This is a genomic window from Streptomyces sp. NPDC101118 (genome assembly GCF_044759445.1).
Taxonomy (GTDB): domain Bacteria; phylum Actinomycetota; class Actinomycetes; order Streptomycetales; family Streptomycetaceae; genus Streptomyces.
This window is the reverse complement of record NZ_JBIVZG010000004.1, coordinates 387,750-406,707: the sequence shown is the minus strand read 5'-3', so window position 1 is coordinate 406,707 and position 18,958 is coordinate 387,750. Positions and strand designations below refer to the sequence as shown.

Annotated in this window: 15 protein-coding genes; 7 read left to right on the top strand and 8 right to left on the bottom strand. The window is 73.1% G+C overall.

What is annotated here, in order from left to right; genetic code table 11:
• Positions 1–139: 139 nt before the first annotated feature.
• Genes ACIQUQ_RS10695 through ACIQUQ_RS10685 form a run of 3 tightly spaced genes read right to left on the bottom strand, consistent with a single transcriptional unit; the run spans position 140 to position 4,387 of the window.
• Positions 140–2,977 carry an FtsX-like permease family protein gene (locus ACIQUQ_RS10695; protein ID WP_403973655.1) on the bottom strand — a complete coding sequence of 946 codons (2,838 nt, stop codon included), beginning with the start codon at positions 2,975–2,977 and terminating at the stop codon, positions 140–142.
• The gene (locus tag ACIQUQ_RS10690; RefSeq protein WP_403973653.1) at positions 2,974–3,711 is read right to left on the bottom strand and encodes an ABC transporter ATP-binding protein; all 738 of its coding nucleotides are present in this window, start codon (positions 3,709–3,711) and stop codon (positions 2,974–2,976) included. The genes ACIQUQ_RS10695 and ACIQUQ_RS10690 overlap by 4 nt, the downstream gene beginning before the upstream one ends.
• 25 nt (positions 3,712–3,736) lie before the next feature.
• Positions 3,737–4,387 carry a PadR family transcriptional regulator gene (locus ACIQUQ_RS10685; RefSeq protein WP_403973651.1) on the bottom strand — a complete coding sequence of 217 codons (651 nt, stop codon included), beginning with the start codon at positions 4,385–4,387 and terminating at the stop codon, positions 3,737–3,739.
• Positions 4,388–4,550: 163 nt separating this feature from the next.
• On the opposite strand from ACIQUQ_RS10685, the gene ACIQUQ_RS10680 reads away from it, so the two are divergent.
• The gene (locus tag ACIQUQ_RS10680; protein ID WP_403973648.1) at positions 4,551–4,970 is read left to right on the top strand and encodes a hypothetical protein; all 420 of its coding nucleotides are present in this window, start codon (positions 4,551–4,553) and stop codon (positions 4,968–4,970) included.
• A 65-nt stretch (positions 4,971–5,035) separates the two neighbouring features.
• Here ACIQUQ_RS10680 and ACIQUQ_RS10675 read toward each other — a convergent pair whose 3' ends face one another.
• Positions 5,036–6,730 carry a protein kinase gene (locus tag ACIQUQ_RS10675; RefSeq protein WP_403973645.1) on the bottom strand — a complete coding sequence of 565 codons (1,695 nt, stop codon included), beginning with the start codon at positions 6,728–6,730 and terminating at the stop codon, positions 5,036–5,038.
• 216 nt (positions 6,731–6,946) lie between these two features.
• Here ACIQUQ_RS10675 and ACIQUQ_RS10670 point away from each other — a divergent pair, with 216 nt between their 5' ends.
• Positions 6,947–8,542 carry a protein kinase gene (locus ACIQUQ_RS10670; RefSeq protein ID WP_403973642.1) on the top strand — a complete coding sequence of 532 codons (1,596 nt, stop codon included), beginning with the start codon at positions 6,947–6,949 and terminating at the stop codon, positions 8,540–8,542.
• A 73-nt stretch (positions 8,543–8,615) separates the two neighbouring features.
• Here ACIQUQ_RS10670 and ACIQUQ_RS10665 read toward each other — a convergent pair whose 3' ends face one another.
• Positions 8,616–9,032: a pyridoxamine 5'-phosphate oxidase family protein gene (locus ACIQUQ_RS10665; RefSeq protein ID WP_403973640.1), complete on the bottom strand. Its 417-nt coding sequence runs from the start codon at positions 9,030–9,032 to the stop codon at positions 8,616–8,618.
• 167 nt (positions 9,033–9,199) lie between these two features.
• Positions 9,200–9,859 (bottom strand): response regulator, encoded by a 660-nt coding sequence (locus tag ACIQUQ_RS10660; protein ID WP_399943855.1) that lies wholly within the window; start codon positions 9,857–9,859, stop codon positions 9,200–9,202.
• 321 nt (positions 9,860–10,180) lie between these two features.
• On the opposite strand from ACIQUQ_RS10660, the gene pdhA reads away from it, so the two are divergent.
• From pdhA to ACIQUQ_RS10640, 4 genes are all read left to right on the top strand, one after another.
• Entirely contained in the window at positions 10,181–11,347 is a 1,167-nt protein-coding gene (gene pdhA, locus ACIQUQ_RS10655) for a pyruvate dehydrogenase (acetyl-transferring) E1 component subunit alpha (protein ID WP_403973638.1), read from the top strand.
• A gap of 2 nt (positions 11,348–11,349) precedes the next feature.
• Positions 11,350–12,330: an alpha-ketoacid dehydrogenase subunit beta gene (locus ACIQUQ_RS10650; RefSeq protein WP_399943849.1), complete on the top strand. Its 981-nt coding sequence runs from the start codon at positions 11,350–11,352 to the stop codon at positions 12,328–12,330.
• An 11-nt stretch (positions 12,331–12,341) separates the two neighbouring features.
• A complete protein-coding gene (locus ACIQUQ_RS10645) occupies positions 12,342–13,790 on the top strand; it encodes a dihydrolipoamide acetyltransferase family protein (RefSeq protein WP_403973634.1) in 1,449 nt (482 codons plus the stop codon).
• A 114-nt stretch (positions 13,791–13,904) separates the two neighbouring features.
• Positions 13,905–14,852: a GNAT family N-acetyltransferase gene (locus ACIQUQ_RS10640; RefSeq protein WP_403973631.1), complete on the top strand. Its 948-nt coding sequence runs from the start codon at positions 13,905–13,907 to the stop codon at positions 14,850–14,852.
• Between the two features lie 9 nt (positions 14,853–14,861).
• Here ACIQUQ_RS10640 and ACIQUQ_RS10635 read toward each other — a convergent pair whose 3' ends face one another.
• Positions 14,862–16,088 carry a DUF1266 domain-containing protein gene (locus ACIQUQ_RS10635; protein ID WP_403973629.1) on the bottom strand — a complete coding sequence of 409 codons (1,227 nt, stop codon included), beginning with the start codon at positions 16,086–16,088 and terminating at the stop codon, positions 14,862–14,864.
• A gap of 170 nt (positions 16,089–16,258) precedes the next feature.
• On the opposite strand from ACIQUQ_RS10635, the gene ACIQUQ_RS10630 reads away from it, so the two are divergent.
• Entirely contained in the window at positions 16,259–18,409 is a 2,151-nt protein-coding gene (locus ACIQUQ_RS10630; RefSeq protein ID WP_403973626.1) for a choice-of-anchor A family protein, read from the top strand.
• Here ACIQUQ_RS10630 and ACIQUQ_RS10625 read toward each other — a convergent pair.
• Entirely contained in the window at positions 18,396–18,788 is a 393-nt protein-coding gene (locus ACIQUQ_RS10625; protein WP_403973624.1) for an ATP-binding protein, read from the bottom strand. The two genes, ACIQUQ_RS10630 and ACIQUQ_RS10625, sit on opposite strands and share 14 nt — an antisense overlap.
• Positions 18,789–18,958 lie beyond the last annotated feature (170 nt).

Sequence of the window (18,958 nt, the reverse complement as noted above, 5' to 3'; positions counted from 1 at the left end):
TCCACACGGTGTGCCCCCGCACAGGAGTGATCCACCCTGTGCGGGGGCACGAGATCCGCGGACGGCAGCCGGAGCCCCTACGCGCCGGTACGGCCGGCCCCCCCGTGGCCGGCCGTACCGGTGGACGTCCGGCGGCCTGTCAGGCCGCGCGGCGGGCCAGCGCCCCGGACGAGCGCGTGACCAGCGCGGCGAGCAGCGCCGCGCCCAGCGGGATCAGCACCACGAGGGCGCCGAGGGTCTCCCACGGGATCACGACGGGCACGTCCGGCACGCCCCCGGGGTCGCTCCAGCCGTCCGCCAGCGACTGCTCGTACCGCGACACGCTCTCGCGCCGCTCGGCCAGCCGCAGTCCGACGCCCGGCAGCACACCGGCCGCCGACCCGAGGCCCACGCCCATGAGCGCGACCAGGCCGCACTGGAAGCCGCTCAGGGAGCGGCGGATCCGCGGGGCGGCGCCGACCGCGGCGAGGGTCTTCAGGTCGGCCTCGGCGTCGGCCTGGGCGAGGCCCGTGGCGATGCCCGCCGCGCCGATGGTGACGAGTCCGGCGAAGACGGCCAGCGCGAGCAGCTCGATGTTGTTCCCGCTCTCGTAGCCGCTCTCGATGCGGAACTCGGGCGAGGCGCCGATCCGGTCGACGGCGGCGTCGTAGCGCTGGCGCTCCTCACTGGTCGGCAGCCGGTCCAGGGTGAAGTACGAGCCGTACGCGGCGGTCTGGAGACCGGCGGCCTTCGCGGCCGCGGGCGGGATGACCACGCGCAGTCCGTAGCCGTTGGCGGTCGACAGGTGGACGGCGAAGGACTTGCGGATGCCCGGGACCTCCTGGCCGTCGGGGGTCTGACGCGCCTTGGCCGTGTCGGCGATCAGCTTCAGGGTGATCCGGCCGTCCTTGACGTGCCGCCGGTCGAAGGCGACCGAGCGGCCCTCCTGCAGGGCCCTGGCGGCGGCCGGGTCCCGGACGGCGAGGGTGGTCAGCAGCTTCTCGTCGGCGACCACGACGTCCTGGGAGGTGTAGGACTCCGGGAAGACGCAGCGCCAGTCCTTGGCGAGCCGGCGGCGCTCAGCCTCCGGGAAGGAGGCCCTGGGGTCGTCGGCCGTGTGCAGCGGGCACTCGTTCTCCTTGGGCGTGGTCAGCTCCATCTGGCCGCACCCCGGGGCGTCGGACCACAGCTCGCAGTCCTTCCGGCCGACCACGACCCGGTCGAGGTCCGCCCGCACCGCCACCGGCAGTTCCTTCTCCAGCGCCGCGCGCACGGCGGGCACCTGCCGGTGGCCGCCCGCCTCGCTGATGGTCACCGTGCCGGAGCGGTCGGGCATCTGGGCGACGTACTCCTGCCGGGCCTGCGCGTCGTTGCTCTGGGCGTACGTGGCCACCGCGACGGTACCGGCGACCGCGGCCAGCACCGCGGCCACCGCGGGCGCCGTACGGCCCCGGTTGCGCACCGCGTCGCGCAGCGCGAGCCGCGGCGAGAGGGGCAGCCAGCGCCCGGCGCGGCCGAACAGGCCGACCAGTACGGGGGTGAGCGCGACCACGCCGAGCTCGGCGAGGGCGCTGCCGCCGGCCACGTAGAGGTAGCCGTTGTTGTCCTGGACGGAGCCGAACAGGGCGATGGGGGCGCCGATGCCGATGGCCACCAGGCCCACCACCGGGAGCACGCGGCTGGCGCGGCGCACCCCGCGGCGCCCGGTGAGGGAGGACAGCACGGTCTGCCGGGAGGCGGTGACCGCGGGGACCACGGCGGCCAGCAGGCCGGTCACGACGGCCAGCAGCGCGATGCCGAGGAGTTCGTGGGGGAGGAGCCGGAAACCGCCCCAGCGCTCGCCCAGGGCGCTCTCCAGCACCGGCCGGAGGGCGAGGGTCAGGGCGACGCTGAGCACGATGCCGGTCACGGCGGCGGCGAAGCCGATGACCAGGCCGCCGGAGAGGACGATGGCGCGGATGTGGCGCCGGTCGCCGCCGTTGGCGCCGACCAGGCCGAGCTGGCGGCGGGAGCGGCGGGCGCCGACGGCGAAGGCGGGGCCGGCCAGCAGGCAGATCTCCAGCATGGCCAGGACCACGACGGTGGCGGCCGCGGCCAGTGCGGCCTTGTCCACGCCGCTGCCGCCGGAGGTGTACGAGTCGGAGGTCTCGTGCTGGTACAGGGGGACGTCGGAGTCGGCCGGCGGGTCGAGGACGACGGCCCGGGAGACGACGACCACGCCCTTGGCGTTGGCCGCCTTCACCATGTTCCACGTGAAACCTTCGCCGCCGACGCGTACGTAGTACTCGTTGGTGACGTCGGCGCCGGGCATGCCGTTGGCCTTCAGGGCCGCTTCGAGCGGGGGGAGCAGGGTGCCGGGCGGGGCGAGCACCTCGTACGTCTTGAGCTCCGAGGGGAGTTCGTAGGCGCCGACGATGCGGTAGTCGGTCCCCTCCATGCCGCGTGGGACGAGGCGGGAGCCCACGTACAGCCCGGAGTCCTCCAGGAACCGCGTGGTGGCGGCGACTTCGCCGGCCTTGGCGGGGAAGCGGCCGCGGACGACGGTCTGCCGCCCCGCGGCCATCGGGTGCAGGGCGTCCAACTCGTGGACGGTGGCGTTCAGGAGGCCGTGCCGGGTGCGGAACCTGCCGGTGCCGGAGGAGTCCTTGAGCACCTCGGCGCCGCGCGGGACGGCCGCCCGGATGTCGGTGGGGCTGTTCGGGACGGCCCTGTCCTCGTCGCCGTCGGCCGGGGCGAGACCGTTGCCGTCCGGCTTCTGGTGGATGGGCGTGTTGCCCATGCCGGTGCCGCTCAGCACGGCGTCGGCGCGGCCGAGGGAGCGGTCCAGCTCCTGTTCCGCGGAGACGTCGGAGCTGCGCAGGGTGATGTCGGCGGCGCTCACGCCCAGGATGGGCAGGGCGATCATCGCGAGGACCAGGAAGCTCCGGCCCTTGGAGCGCCAGGCGTCGCGGCGGGCGATCCGTATCGCCGCGACCCAGGAGTGGTACCAGGTCCTCACAGGGCGCCCGCCCGCCCCGTGAACAGCGAGTCCGGCTGGGAGCGCAGGGTCTCGTCCACGACGGAGCCGTCGCGCAGGAAGACCACCCGGTCCGCCCAGGCCGCGAAGCGGGGTTCGTGGGTGACGAGGATGCCGGCGGCGCCCGCGTCGCAGCGCGAGCGCAGCAGGGCGAGCACGGACTCGCCGGTCTCGGAGTCGAGGGCGCCGGTGGGCTCGTCGGCCAGCACGAGGCGGCGGTCGCCGACCAGGGCGCGGGCGATGGCCACGCGCTGCTGCTGGCCGCCGGACATCTCGTCGGGGAAGCGGTCGGCCACCTGGGCGAGGTTCATCTCCTCCAGGGCCGCGAGGGCGGCGGCCCTGGCCTTGCGGGCGGAGGTGCCGTCGAGCTCCAGGGGGAGGGCGACGTTCTCGGCCGCGGTGAGGGCGGGGATGAGGTTGTAGTCCTGGAAGACGTAGCCGATGCTGCGGCGGCGCAGGGCCGCGAGTTCCCTGCGGCTCGCCGTGGTGATGTCGGTGCCCTCGACGAGCACCCGGCCGCCGGACGGGGTGTCGAGGCCGCCCGCGAGCGTGAGCAGCGTGGACTTGCCGGATCCGGACGGACCCATGACGGCGACGAGTTCGCCGGGGTACACGGCCAGGTCGATCCCGCGCAGGGCGTGCACCTCGGTGGCGCCGCTGCCGTGGACGCGGGTGAGCTGCATCAGGCGCAGCACGGGCTGGTTGTGGTCGGGCATGAAGAGGGTTCCCCCCTGGGACGGTTCAGAGCCTGCGGCGGGGTGCGGTGGTGGGCGCGGCCTGGGTGTCGGCCGGAGCCGCGGTCTGGTTCTCGTGGGCGGCCGGTACGGCGGTGGCTCTCCGGTCGGCCGTCACGGAGAGCCGTACGAGCCGGGACTCGGAGTGGTCCAGCCACCGGGCCTCGGCCTCGGTCTGGAAGATCAGCTGTTCCAGCACCAGCAGCCAGGCGATGTCGTCGCGCTCCTGGGAGCGCCCCGATTCGATCGCGGCCAGGGCCTGCGCCTTGAGGCGGGTGTAGTCCTGCATCGCCTTGATCGTGGCGCTGCGCTGGGCCTGGATGACGGCGCGGATGTCCACGCCCGGGGTGCCGACGGCCATGGCGAGCTTGATGGACAGCTCGTCACGGGGCGGGCTGGTGCGGTCGACGGGGCGCTCGTACCACTCGTGGAGTTCGGTGCGCCCGGCGTCGGTGATGGCGTAGAGGGTGTGCCCGGCCTCGTCCTCGCCGCCGGGGGCGACGAGCCCGTCGCGCTCCAGGCGGGCGAGGGTCGTGTAGACCTGCCCGACGTTCAGCGGCCAGGTGGAGCCGGTGCGGGACTCGAACTCGGTGCGCAGCTGGGAGCCGTACCGGGGACCCTGCTCCAGCAGGGCGAGGAGGCCGTGGCGAATCGACATACTCAGTATGTATACCGAGTATGCAGGCCCCCACAACCGACTTGAGATGTACATCTCACGGGGGATCCTCAGGTTCCGCGGGTGCTATGTCCGGGATGCCGGTTGTGTCGGGTCATGTGACCCTGAGTGGACAGTCGGTCGCTCGGGACGGGAGGGGCTCGCCGTGACTCAGCACCGTCGCGCGCTCAGGTGGACGGCCGGCGCCGCGCTCGCCCTCGGCGCCCTGACGCCCCAGCCCCAGGCGTACGCCGCCACCGCCTCCCCGTCGGCCGTGGCCGCCCCCACCGACGGGGAACTGGCCGGCAGCGTCGCCGGAGCCGGCCGGGCCCGCCCCGGCCGGGTGATGGACGAGCCGCTCCCCGAGGCCCTGCTGCCGGCCGCGCGCCCGGTCCCGGAGGCGGAGGCGCCGAAGCCGCAGCCGCCGCGCCCCGAGCCGAGCGAGGCCGGGATGGTCTCCGCCCTCGGCGCCGACGGCAACGACCGCGCCGCCGACCTCGCGGAACACATCCTCCCGCTGGGCGCCGGCCTCACCCTGATGGGCATCGGCCTGGGCTTCATGGGCATGCGGCTGCGGCGCGACTGAATCCAGCCGCGCCGCAGGCGTTCACGCAGGTGGGAGCGGCCCCCGCAGGCGACCCCCGGGAAGCGCTACTCGGGGTTGCCGGTGGAGACGCGGAGGCTGAAGGTGGCGTCCTTCGGGTCGATGTCGTCACCGGGGGAGGGGAACTGGTCCACGACCGACCCCTCGCCGTAGACGTTCTCGTCCTTGGACTTCTCGTCCAGGTTCCAGCCGGCCGCCTGGAGGCACTTCTTCACCGACAGGATGTCCTTGTAGCGGAAGTCGGGGGCGCGGACCTTCGAGGGGTCGTTGTACGCCTCGTCCGCCTCCGAGCACTCCGTCTCCTCGATGGTGCGCGTGCGGTCCGGGCCCTTGTGGCCGGCCACCGCGGGGGCGCTCGCCGAGGTGCCGTTCTTGCCGGGCGTCCCGCCCTCGCCGCCGTCGTCGTCGCCGTTCACGATCAGGGCCGTGACCAGGCCGCCGACCGCCAGCAGCGCCACCACGGCGGCGCCGATGGCAACCGGGGAGCCCTTCTTGCCGCCGCCCTGGCGGGCGGGCGCGGCGGACGGGGAGATCGTGTACGGCGGCGGGGTGGCGGCCTGCGGCTGCGGCACCGGCGTGTGGTGCACCGGCTGCTGGTGCATCTGCTGCTGCGGCGGGTACGCATAGCCGCCCTGCTGCGCGAGGTGCGGCGGGGGCGTCTGGACGTGCGGCGGGGGCGTCTGGACGTGCGGCGCCGGCTGCGCGTACGCACTCGGCTGGTACGGCTGCTGCACCGACTGCGGCGGCGGGGCCTGGAGGCCCGAGTCCACCGGCGGGAAGACGGCAGAGCCGACGCCGGCCCCGCTGTTCACCGGGCCGCCCTGGACGATGACCGGGGCGCCGGTCTGGCCGGCCGACAGCACCCGCAGGCACTCGTCCCGCATGGCCGCGGCCGTGGGGAAGCGCTCGTTCGGGTTCTTCTTCAGGGCCCGCGCCACCAGCGCGTCCATCGCCGGCGTCACCGAGCGGTTCACCGAGGACGGTGCGACCGGCTCCTCCTGCACGTGGGCGTACGCGATCGCCAGCGGCGAGTCCGCGTCGAACGGCAGCCGGCCGGTCAGCAGCTGGAACAGCATGATGCCGACCGAGTACAGGTCGGACCGGGCGTCGACGCCGCGCCCCAGCGCCTGCTCGGGCGAGAGGTACTGCGGGGTGCCGACGACCATGCCGGTCTGGGTCATGGACGTGACCCCGGACTGCATCGCGCGGGCGATGCCGAAGTCCATCACCTTGACCACGCCGCGCTTGGTGATCATCACGTTGCCGGGCTTGATGTCGCGGTGCACCAGACCCAGCTCGTGGCTGGCCTCCAGGGCGGCGAGCACGTCGCCGGTGACCTTCAGCGCCTTGTCCGCGGGCATCGCGCCGTACTGCGCGACGTCGGACTGGAGCACCGAGCCGAGCGGCTGGCCCTCCACGTACTCCATGACGATGTACGGCATCAGCGCGCCGTCCTCGCCGCCGATGGAGACGGAGTCCTCGCCCGTGTCGAATACCGAGACGATGTTGGTGTGCGACAGTTTGGCTACAGCCTGGGCCTCGCGGCGGAAGCGCTCGCGGAACGACTGCTCGCGACCCAGCTCGGTGTGCATGGTCTTGATCGCGACCTGGCGGTCGAGCGCGGCGTCGTAGGCGAGGTAGACGGACGCCATGCCGCCCTCGCCGAGCAAGTCCCTCAGCTGGTAACGGCCGCGGGCCAGGGAGCCGCCTGCGTAACGCCCCTGTGTGCCGTCCTGGCTCATGACTGTGCTTCCCCTCGGCGGTCCCTGGCGATCCGTATGACGGGCCACAGTCTGCCGGAGGGCGGTGACCAGTCAAGCCGGGTGCCCGTTCCGTGACCACACGCGGACAGGGCGCAATCCCGGACGGGAGAGGGGCGGGGAGGCTGTAGCGTTCATCGGAGCACCCTGGAAAAGACGCACCGCTGACACGCGGCCGGATCATGACGGCGAGGACTGATGGCACCCGAACCCGAGGGCAACGGAGCCGGGATGGCTGATGTTCCCGACCAGTTCGGCGAGCAGATCGGCTCGGGCGCGGTGGTCGGCGACGGCCGGTACCGGCTGACCCACCGTCTGGGCCGCGGCGGCATGGCCGAGGTCTTCGCCGCCGAGGACGTACGGCTGGGCCGCACGGTCGCCGTGAAGCTGCTGCGCGCGGACCTCGCCGAGGACCCGGTCTCCAAGGCCCGCTTCACGCGCGAGGCCCAGTCGGTCGCCGGCCTCAACCACCATGCCGTGGTGGCCGTGTACGACTCGGGCGAGGACCGGGTCAACGGGAACGTCGTCCCCTACATCGTGATGGAGCTGGTGGAGGGCCGGACGATCCGGGACCTCCTCATCAGTGCCGAGGCCCCCGGCCCCGACCAGGCCCTGATCATCGTCTCCGGCGTTCTGGAGGCCCTGGCCTACTCGCACCAGCACGGCATCGTGCACCGCGACATCAAGCCGGCGAACGTCATCATCACCAACACCGGCGCGGTGAAGGTGATGGACTTCGGCATCGCCCGCGCCCTGCACGGCGCCTCGACGACGATGACCCAGACCGGCATGGTCATGGGCACCCCGCAGTACCTCTCGCCCGAGCAGGCCCTCGGCAAGGCGGTGGACCACCGCAGCGACCTGTACGCCACCGGCTGCCTGCTCTACGAACTGCTGGCCCTGCGGCCCCCGTTCACCGGCGAGACGCCGCTCTCGGTGGTCTACCAGCACGTGCAGGACGCCCCGGTGCCGCCCTCCCAGCAGCACCCCGGCGTGCCGCCGGAGCTGGACGGCCTGGCGATGCGCGCGCTCGCCAAGGACCCGGACGACCGCTTCCAGAGCGCCGAGGAGATGCGCGGGCTGGTCCAGTACGCGCTCCAGATGCTCCAGGAGCAGGGCCCGGGCACGGGTACGTGGAACACCGGGCCGGTCACCATGGCGCTGCCGCACGGCGCCCCCGGCGCGACGGCCGTGAACCCCGCGGCCGGCGGCCCGGGCGTGCAGCCGTACCCGTCCCACGCGACCACCTCGGCGATGGGCGGCCCGATGGTGCCCCCGCTGAACCCGGACGACGGCTCGGCCTACTCCGGCGGCGGTGGCGGCTACCACGACGACCGCACGGCGCAGGGCGGCAGCGGGCGCTGGAAGATGTGGCTGGTCGCGCTGCTGGCCGTGGTCGCCGTCGCGGGCGGCATCACGTACGCCCTCGACAAGGCGAAGACCGGCGGCGGCACCACCGAGAAGCCGAACAACCCGGGCATCGAGAGCCCCAAGCAGGAGACCGCGGAGGTCCCGAAGCCCGAGCAGTCCTCCAAGGGCGGCGAGACCGAGGACGGCTCGTCCTCGGGCGGCGAGGAGAGCTGGACGCCCAGCCAGAAGCCGTCCTGGGACCCGCCGACGCACCGGCCGTCGCCGACGCCCTCGTGGACGCCGCCGACGACCGACCCGACGGAGAGCACGGACCCGACGACCGATCCGACGGACACCACCGAGCCGACGACGGACCCGACGGACGGCAACAACGAGTCGCCCGGCACCGACGCGGGCACGACGGACGGCCAGTCCGGCACCTGACGGACGGCCGACGCACGACGGGAGGAGGGAGCGGTCCCCAACGGGGCCGCTCCCTCCGCGCGTTCGGGGCCGGTCAGAGCGCGTGCTGGTACTGCCGGCCGACGTTGGCGGCCATGGAGTGCACGGTGACGAAGTGGGGCTCGATGCGCATGTAGACGGGCTCGAAGAGCTCGCCGTCGACGTAGTGCGGGCCCGGGCCGAAGAGTTCGAGCTCCGCGGTCGTGGGTTCGACGGTGCGGGCCGTGCCGGTGAACTGCACCGTCCACAACCGGTCGTCCCCGGTGCCGAAGTTGTCGGCGCCGTAGGCCACCACGCTGCCGTTGCAGGCCTGGTGGTAGCCGAAGCCGGCGTGCATCCTCAGCACGACCTGGCCGCCCACCACGATGTGGCGGGCGGCGGCGAGGAAGGGCAGCGCGCGCATGCTGGTGGCCACGCGGCCGTACGGGACGCGGCGCAGCAGTTCGATGGCGTGGAGTTCCTCGGGCGACATGCCCCCACCCTGCGATACCGACACGGTGCCGGAAAAGAGGCCGCGGCCCCCGTGATCCAGGACGTTGGTCCCGATATGAAGATCGTGTCCGGTGGAAAAGCGGAATCGGCGCGGAGCCCCGGGAAAGGGCCCGCGCCGATGTGTTCCGCGGTCCGCGGGACCCTCCCTCAGCGCTTCTCGGCCTGGAGCCGCGCCACGTAGGCGGCGGCCTGCGAGCGGCGCTCCATGCCCAGCTTGGACAGCAGGCTGGAGACGTAGTTCTTGATCGTCTTCTCGGCGAGGTGCAGGCGCTCGCCGATGGCCCGGTTGGTCAGGCCCTCCCCGATCAGGTCGAGGATCTTGCGCTCCTGCTCGGTCAGGTTCGCCAGGCGGTCGTCGCCCTTGCCGTTCTTGCCGTCGCGGAGGCGCTCCAGCACCCGGGCGGTGGCCACCGGGTCCAGCAGGGACTTGCCCGCCGCCACGTCGCGCACGGCGTTCAGCAGCTCGTTGCCCCGGATGGCCTTCAGCACGTAACCGGAGGCACCGGCCATGATCGCGTCGAACAGCGCCTCGTCGTCGGCGAACGAGGTCAGCATCAGGCACTTGATGTCCTCGTCCAGCGACCGGACCTCCCGGCAGACCTCCACGCCGCTGCCGTCCGGCAGCCTCACGTCGAGGACGGCGACGTCCGGACGGGTGGCCGGAATGCGGACCAGCGCGTCGGCCGCGGTGCCCGCTTCGCCGACCACCTCGATGTCCGATTCGCTGGAGAGGAGCTCGTAGACGCCCCTACGCACCACTTCGTGGTCGTCAAGGAGGAATACCGTGATTTTTCCATCTTCGCGCACAGAGTCAGTTTCACACACTCACCCCTTCCCTGCCGCAGTTACCCGGGATAACGTGCCGTTGTTCCGGCCCCCTGCAAGGCTGTGACCAGTAGTTGTTCCCGATTCCCCGGATTTACTTGGATTTCCAAGCAAAATCCCAGGTCAAGCGGGGTTTCGCAGTTATGCGGCAACCTGGGTAACGTGCTTTGCGCAGGGCACTAGCCGGGGCACCTGTCACGCCTGTTTCCCGTCGAGTCGCACCCACCCCGTGCGCGGTACGGAGCGGGCGAGCCGCACTGGTCCCCGGACGACCCCGGGCGCCGGACCGACGGAGGAGCACACGTGACCGTGGAGAGCACTGCCGCGCGCAAGCCGCGACGCAGCAGCGGCACCAAGCGGACGGCCGGCAAGACCGCCGCCGCCGCGCAGAGTGCCGAGCCCCAGCTCGTACAGCTGCTGACGCCTGAAGGGGACCGGGTCGACGACCCGGAGTTCGCCCCCTACGTCGCCGACATCACCGCCGACGACCTGCGCGGGCTGTACCGCGACATGGTCCTGACCCGCCGTTTCGACGCCGAGGCGACTGCCCTGCAGCGCCAGGGCGAGCTGGGCCTGTGGGCCTCGCTGCTGGGCCAGGAGGCCGCGCAGATCGGCTCCGGCCGGGCGCTGCGCGACGACGACTACGTCTTCCCGACCTACCGCGAGCACGGCGTCGCCTGGTGCCGCGGGGTCGACCCCACCAACCTGCTGGGCATGTTCCGGGGTGTGAACCACGGCGGTTGGGACCCGAACAGCAACAACTTCCACCTGTACACGATCGTCATCGGCTCGCAGACGCTGCACGCCACCGGCTACGCCATGGGCGTGACCAAGGACGGCGCGGACTCGGCCGTGATCGCGTACTTCGGCGACGGCGCCTCCAGCCAGGGCGACGTCAACGAGGCCTTCACCTTCTCGGCGGTCTACAACGCCCCCGTGGTGTTCTTCTGCCAGAACAACCAGTGGGCCATCTCCGAGCCCACCGAGCGCCAGACCCGCGTACCGCTCTACCAGCGCGCCTCCGGCTTCGGCTTCCCGGGCATCCGCGTCGACGGCAACGACGTCCTGGCCTGCCTCGCGGTCACCCGCTGGGCGCTGGAGCGCGCCCGCCGCGGCGAGGGCCCGACCCTGGTCGAGGCCTTCACGTACCGCATGGGCGCCCACACCACCTCCGACGACCCGACGAAGTACCGCCGGGACGAGGAGCGCGAGGCCTGGGAGCACAAGGACCCGATCCTTCGCCTGAAGACCTACCTGGAGACCTCCGGCGGCGCCGACGAGGCGTTCTTCGCCGAGCTGGAGACCGAGAGCGAGACCATGGGCAAGCGCGTCCGCGAGGTCGTGCGCGCCATGCCGGACCCGGACACCATGTCGATCTTCGAGAACGTCTACGCGGACGGCCACGCGCTGGTGGACGAGGAGCGCGCGCAGTTCGCGGCCTACCTCGCGTCCTTCGAGGAGGGTCACTGATCATGGCAATCGAGAAGATGTCGATCGCGAAGGCGCTCAACGAGTCGCTGCGCAAGGCCCTCGACACGGACCCCAAGGTCCTGATCATGGGCGAGGACGTCGGCAAGCTGGGCGGTGTCTTCCGCATCACCGACGGTCTCCAGAAGGACTTCGGCGAGGAGCGGGTCATCGACACCCCGCTCGCCGAGTCCGGCATCGTCGGCACCGCCATCGGCCTGGCCCTGCGCGGTTACCGCCCGGTGGTGGAGATCCAGTTCGACGGATTCGTCTTCCCCGCGTACGACCAGATCGTCACGCAGCTCGCGAAGATGCACGCCCGCGCGCTCGGCAAGGTCAAGATGCCGGTCGTCGTCCGGATCCCCTACGGCGGCGCCATCGGTGCCGTCGAGCACCACAGCGAGTCCCCCGAGGCGCTGTTCGCCCACGTGGCGGGCCTCAAGGTGGTCTCGCCCTCCAACGCCTCCGACGCGTACTGGATGCTCCAGCAGGCCATCCAGAGCGACGACCCGGTGATCTTCTTCGAGCCCAAGCGCCGCTACTGGGACAAGGGCGAGGTCGACACCGAGGCCATCCCGGGCGAGCTGCACAGGGCGCGCGTGGCCCAGGCCGGCACCGACCTCACGCTCGCGGCCTACGGCCCGATGGTGAAGGTCTGCATGGAGGCCGCCGCGGCCGCCGCCGAGGAGGGCAAGTCGATCGAGGTCGTGGACCTGCGTTCGATGTCCCCGATCGACTTCGACACCATCCAGACCTCGGTCGAGAAGACCCGCCGCCTGGTGCTGGTGCACGAGGCGCCGGTGTTCCTGGGCGTGGGCTCGGAGATCGCCGCCCGCATCACGGAGCGCTGCTTCTACCACCTGGAGGCCCCGGTGCTCCGCGTCGGCGGCTTCCACGCCCCCTACCCGCCCGCCCGCGTCGAGGAGGAGTACCTCCCCGGCCTGGACCGCGTGCTCGACGCCGTCGACCGCTCGCTGGCGTACTGAGGGAGAGGGTCGTGACGACGATGACGACGACACTGCGCGAGTTCAAGATGCCCGACGTGGGCGAGGGACTCACCGAGGCCGAGATCCTGAAGTGGTACGTCCAGCCGGGTGACACCGTCACCGACGGCCAGGTCGTGTGCGAGGTCGAGACCGCGAAGGCGGCCGTCGAGCTGCCGATCCCGTTCGACGGGGTGGTCGCCGAGCTGCGCTTCCCCGAGGGCACCACGGTCGACGTCGGCCAGGTGATCATCGCGGTCGAGACGGGTGACGGCGGTGCGGCTCCGGCCGCCGCCGAGGCCCCCGCGGCCGCGCCCGCCGCCCCGGCTGCCGCCCCGGCCGCCGAAGAAGAGGCGCCCGCGGGCCGCCAGCCCGTGCTGGTGGGCTACGGCGTTTCCCAGTCCTCGACCAAGCGCCGCCCGCGCAAGGCCGGCGCGGTGCCGGCCGCCGCGGCCCCGGTGACCCCCGCGGTCCCGGCCCCGGCCGCTCCGGCGCCCGTACCGGCCGCCGCTCCGGCGCTGAACGGGCACGGCACCCACGGCGACCGCCCGCTGGCCAAGCCGCCGGTGCGGAAGCTGGCGAAGGACCTCGGTATCGACCTGGCCACGGTCACCCCGACCGGCCCGGACGGAATCGTGACCCGCGAGGACGTGCACGCGGCGGCCCAGGCCGCCCAGCAGCCGCACGCCGGTGCCGCGGCCGCGGCGCCCGTGGCGGCCCCCGCCCCGGTGGCCGCTCCGGCGCCGGTGTCCTCGGACGCGGCCCGGGAGACCCGGATCCCGGTCAAGGGCGTCCGCAAGGTCACCGCCCAGGCCATGGTCAGCTCGGCGTTCACCGCGCCGCACGTCACCGAGTTCGTCACCCTCGACGTGACGCGCACGATGAAGCTGGTCGCGGACCTCAAGGCCGACCCGGACATGGCCGGCCTGCGGATCAACCCGCTGCTGGTCATCGCGAAGGCCGTCCTGGTCGCGCTGAAGCGCAACCCGGACGTCAACGCGGCCTGGGACGAGGCCGCCCAGGAGATCGTGCTCAAGCACTACGTGAACCTGGGCATCGCCGCGGCCACCCCGCGCGGTCTGATCGTGCCGAACATCAAGGACGCGCACGCCAAGACCCTCGCGGAGCTGTCGCACTCCCTCTCCGACCTGGTCGCCACCGCCCGCGAGGGCAAGACCTCCCCGTCGGACATGCAGGGCGGCACGATCACCATCACCAACGTCGGCGTCTTCGGCGTCGACACCGGCACCCCGATCCTGAACCCGGGCGAGTCCGCGATCCTCGCGGTCGGCGCGATCAAGCTCCAGCCCTGGGTCCACAAGGGCAAGGTGAAGCCGCGGCAGGTCACCACCCTCGCGCTCTCCTTCGACCACCGGCTCATCGACGGCGAGCTGGGCTCCAAGTTCCTCGCCGACGTGGCGGCGGTCCTGGAGCACCCGAAGCGCCTGATGACCTGGTCGTAGCCGGAGCGAGGCGGCCGGCCCCGTAAAGGGCTGGCCGTCCGGCCCTCCCGCAGTGATCATGAGGAAGCCGGTCCACCACGAGGTGGGCCGGCTTTCCCGTGCCCCGGAGGCCGCATGCTGTTCCGCCCCACCGCCCCTGCCGAACTCGACCGCCTCGCCGCGTACCCCGCCGGCGGACCGGTCCCCGCCATCGCGGAGGACCGCTTCCGCGAGGACTGGGCGGCGGCCCAGTACCGTCCCGAGTGGACCTGGGTCGCCGAGGCCGAGGACGGCGAGCTGCTGGCGCGGGCGCTGTGGTGGGGCCGCGGGGACGGCGCGTACCCCGCAGCCCTGGACTGCCTGCACGTACGCGACACCGTGGCCGACCCGGCCGGGCTGGCCGCCGGACTGCTGGCGGCCGGGCACGGGGCCTTCCGGGCGGCGGGCGCCGGGCGCGCCCCCACGTACAACCTGATGTCGCTGCCGGGCGACTGGCGCGAGCGCCCGGACGTGGTCGCGGCCGTGGACTGGCGGCGCGCGGCGGCCGCCGGGGCGGGGCTGACGGACGAGAACGAGCGGCTGCAGTTCGCCTGGACGGCCGGCTCGCCGGTTCCGGAGCCCACCGGGCGCCTGGTCTTCACCGAGGCGGACGACGCGGCCTTCCTGGAGGTCTTCCGGCAGGTCGCGGCCGGCAGCCTGGACGTCCACACCCGCCGCACGGTCGAGGCGATGGGCGCGGAGGAGCAGGCCCGCGACGACATGGAGTTCTACCTCGACGCCGTGGGCGACCGCTCCTGGTGGCGCCTGGCCCACCTGCCCGACGGCACCCTCGCGGGCATGGCCATCCCGTCCGCGACCCCGTACGCCCGCAACGTCGGCTACCTGGGCGTCGTACCCGGGCAGCGCGGCCGGGGCCTCATCGACGAGGTCCTCGGCGAGATCACCCGCTTCCACGCCGCCGCGGGCGCCGAGCGGATCACCGCCACCACGGACCTGGCCAACCGCCCGATGGCCGCCGCCTTCCGCCGCGCCGGCTACGAGGTCACCGAGGTCCGCCTCAACCTGGAGCAGCCGCACGCCTGACGCAGGCGGCTACCAGGGGATGTTGCGCCAGGGGCTGCCCGGGTCGGTGGTGAGGAGGCGGTGGACGTCGAGCATGTCCTCGTACCAGCGGCCGAACTCCTCCTCGTCGAAGTGCAGGCAGCGCCCGAGGACGTAGCCGGCGGAGAAGTCCTCCCAGGAGCGGTACGTCAGCCGGGCGGCCTTCCCCGCGCGGACGACGGCCTGCTCGGCCTCCTCCAGGGTGCAGAAGCGCGAGGCGAGCCCCCAGCGGGCCATCTGGGAGGCGCGGCCGAGGTCCCAGGCCTCGACCGAGCGGACGTACCGGCCCTCGGGCAGCAGTCCGTCGGCGCGGAACCGCGCCTCGTAGCGGGCGATGCGCCCGATCAGCCGCTGCACGCCCGTCACCTCGGCCTCCAGCGAGTCGAGCCGGCCGGGCGTCGGCGCCGTCACCCCGTCCGGGGTCAGCCGCGGCCGGGCCCGCTCCTCGGCGTTCCTGCGCAGCACCTGCTCGGCGGCCTGCCGCCAGTGGTCGGTGCCGACGAGCCCGCCGAAGGTGCGCGAGAGGGAGTGCCGGATGCCGAGGACGGACTCCCAGGTGCCCCCGGCGCCGAACTCGGTGGCCAGCAGGTCGGCCTGGGTCTCGGCCCACTCCGCGGGGGTCGTGATCCCCCACCACTCCTCCAGCTTCTCGCGCTCCTTGCGGTAGCCCTCGCCGTGGAAGGCCATGGCGTTCCAGAACTGCCGGTTGTGCACGGCCAGATGTGCGCCGACGGCCAGTCCGCGGGCCACCGGTCCGTGCAGCGGCCCGCCCACGTGCAGTGCGTGCACCGCCCCGTCCGGGAGCCCGTACACCTCGGTGGCGGCCGAGTGCCGCAGCCAGCCGGCGCGGTCCTCGGGGGTGGTGGGCAGGTAGGCCTCGCAGGGGGTGCCCGGGTTCACGGCCAGGTACGGCGGGTCGTCGGCCCGCCAGGTGTTGGCGAGGCCGTAGAGGGAGACGCGCTCGAAGACGGGGTCGGGCGCGGGGGCCGGGAGCAGGCCGACGGTCTGGACGGCTATGCAGCGGGCGCCGGAGCGCGGGTCGACGTAGGGGTGGAAGAAGGTCTCGTCGGGGCGCGCGTCCACGGCGGCCCGGGACTGCGCCATGAAGAGGTGCGACTCCGCGAGCACGGCGAGGTACGCCGACCAGTCGTTCCGGGTCTTCGCCTCGTACAGCCGCCGCTCCGTGAGGCCGGGTGCCTGCCATGCCGCTTCCGCCATGCGGCCACCCTAAACAGACCGTCAGGAGCCGCCGGGCGCAGGGCCCGGGCCGTCTGGTCGGGTGATTGTCCGACGACCGTACGGTCGTAAAGGAGTGTCGGCGGCCCGGGGCGTCGGCCGTGCCGCACAGGCTGTCTGACGCCAAGTCGGATACGAGGGACGGAAGTGGCATGCCTGTGAGGAAGTGGGCCGTCGCGCTCGCCGTGGGGGCGGTGTTCGCCGGGAGCGTTCCCGCCCTGGCCGCGGGGGCGGGACCGGAGGACCGTACGCGGACGGGCGACCTCGCGCGTACGAGCGGGCTCGCGCGTGCGGGCGCACCGCGGGCGGTGGCCGCCGCCCCGTTGCCGGACGGCCTCGGCCCCTGCCTGCCCGGCCGGTGCCCCGACCCGTACCCGCCCGTGCACACCGGTGAGCCCACGGGCGAGGACCGCGGCATCAGCATCTTCGTCGGCGGGGACTTCCGGGTCCGCGGCCGGGCCGCGGAGGCCGAGGGCAAGGTCGTCGTCCTGGGCGGTTTCGACCAGGACAAGGACCCGGCCGGCAGCTCGGTGTACAACATCGGCATCGTCGGCGCGGGCTCGCAGGTGCGGCCCCCGCTCCGCTCCGACTTCCTCACGACGGGCGGCAACGTCGCCGTCGCGGCCGGCGAGCGGCTGATCGCGGACGGCGGCGTGGTGAGGTACGCGGGCGAGCTGACCGGAACGGTCGACGGCACGAAGACCAAGGACACGAACGCGGCCGCCCCCTACCTCGGCCTGCGCCCCCGCCTCACGGCCGCGAGCCAGTGCTACGCGAAGGTGGACGGGAACCCCCGCACGCCGACGGGCCGGGCGGTGAACAACGGCTACTCGACCCTCTTCACGGGCGACGGGACGTCCGCCCTCCAGGTCTTCAACGTGGAGTTCGACCTGGTCGGCAGGAACGGCGCGGCACAGGGGCTGGAGTTCGCGAACATCCCGCGGGGTGCGACGATCCTCGTCAACCTGCTCGGCACGGCCCGCACCATCAGCACGTACAGCGGCGACAGCCCGCACCGCGACCGGCTGCTGTGGAACTTCCCGGACGCGACGCGGGTGGCCCTGACGGGCTCGGGCCAGTTCCAGGGCAGCGTCCTGGTGGGCCAGAACGCCTCCGCGACCACGGTCTCGCTGCCGGGCATGAACGGCCGCTTCTTCACGGCGGGCTCGCTGACCCACACCTCGGACACCGCGGGGGCCGAGTTCCACGCGTACCCCTTCAACGGCGACCTGCCGTCCTGCGGTGACGATCCGGTGCCGCCCGCGCGGGGCGAGGTGCGGGTGCGGAAGGTGGACGCGGTGACGGGCACGGCGCTGTCGGGGGCGGAGTTCCGGCTGTGGCGGGAGACGAACGGCACGGCGGGCCTCCAGACCGGCGGCATCAACGCGGACACCTCGGTCACCACGTGCACGACCCCGCCGAGCGGCGGCTGCGTCGCCACGGTGCCGGTGGGCACGTACTACTGGCAGGAGACGGCGGCGCCTTCGGGCTACGACCTCCCGTCCCCGGCGGTCTTCGGCCCGCTGGAGCTCACGGCGGAGAACGCGTCGGCGGGCGTCGGGATCACGGCGCGCAACACCCGTACGCCCGAGCCGCCGGCGCGGGGCGAGGTACGGGTGAAGAAGGTGGACGCGTCGACCGGCGCGGCGTTGGAGGGTGCGGCGTTCCGGCTGTGGCGGGAGACGAACGGCACGGCGGGCCTCCAGACCACCGGCATCAACGCGGACACGTCGGTGACCACCTGCACGACTCCGACGGGCGGCGGCTGCGCCGCGACGGTGCCGGTGGGCACGTACTACTGGCAGGAGACGGCGGCGCCTTCGGGTTACGACCTCCCGTCGCCGGCGGTCTTCGGCCCCCTGGAGCTGACCGCGCAGAACGCGTCGGCGGGCGTGGAGATCACGGCGCGCAACACCCGTACGCCGGAACCGCCGGCGCGGGGCCGGATCGTGGTGCTGAAGACGGACTCCAAGTCGGGCCGCCCGCTGGAGGGCGCGGTCTTCGAGCTGTGGCGCGAGAGCAACGCCACTGCGGGCCTCCAGACCATCGGCATCAACGCGGACGAACTGGTGGACGCGGGCTGCGCGACGGGCGAGCAGGGCGAGTGCCGCTTCGAGGACCTGGCGGCGGGCGAGTACTACCTGAACGAGATCGACGTGCCGGAGGGCTACGTCCTGCCGCGGAACCCGGTGACGGGCCCGGTCCGGGTCACGGAGTCGAACGGTGCGTCGGAGGTCACCCTGCGCCTGACCAACAAGCGCGGCGAGCCGGACAAGGGCGGCAAGGGCCCTAAGGCCGCCTGAGGGGCAGGTCGGCCCAGGTGGTCTTGCCGACCACCAGGGGGCTGACCGCCCAGCCGGAGGTGAGCGCCTCCACCACGCGGAGCCCGCGTCCGAACTGCTCGTCCGGACGCGGGCTCCGCGCTTTGGGGTGCCGTTCGCCCCGTGGGTCGGTGACGGCGATGCGGAGCGCGGTGTCGTCGAGGGTGAGCTCGACCCGTACGAGCCGGTCGCTGAGGCTGCCGTGCAGGACGGCGTTGGTGGCCAGCTCACTGGTGACGAGGGCCGCGTCGGCGGCGAGTGCCGGGTACCCCCAGGCACAGGCCAGCCACGCGGCCCGCCGCCGTGCCGCGGTCACGGAATCCTGCCGGGGCGGATAGCTCCGCACGTCATACCGGTCCATGTCGCCGACCTCCTCGTCGGTGAGCGGGGTGGGATGCGGTGGCCTGCCGGTGCCCTTGTGCGGGCAGCACGGTGCACTTCCGCCAACTCGTGCCGATGCACGGGAAGTTCGCTACCGAACGTAGGGCGACGGGCACCATCCGTGCAAGCGGTTACGGGGAAATCTATCCC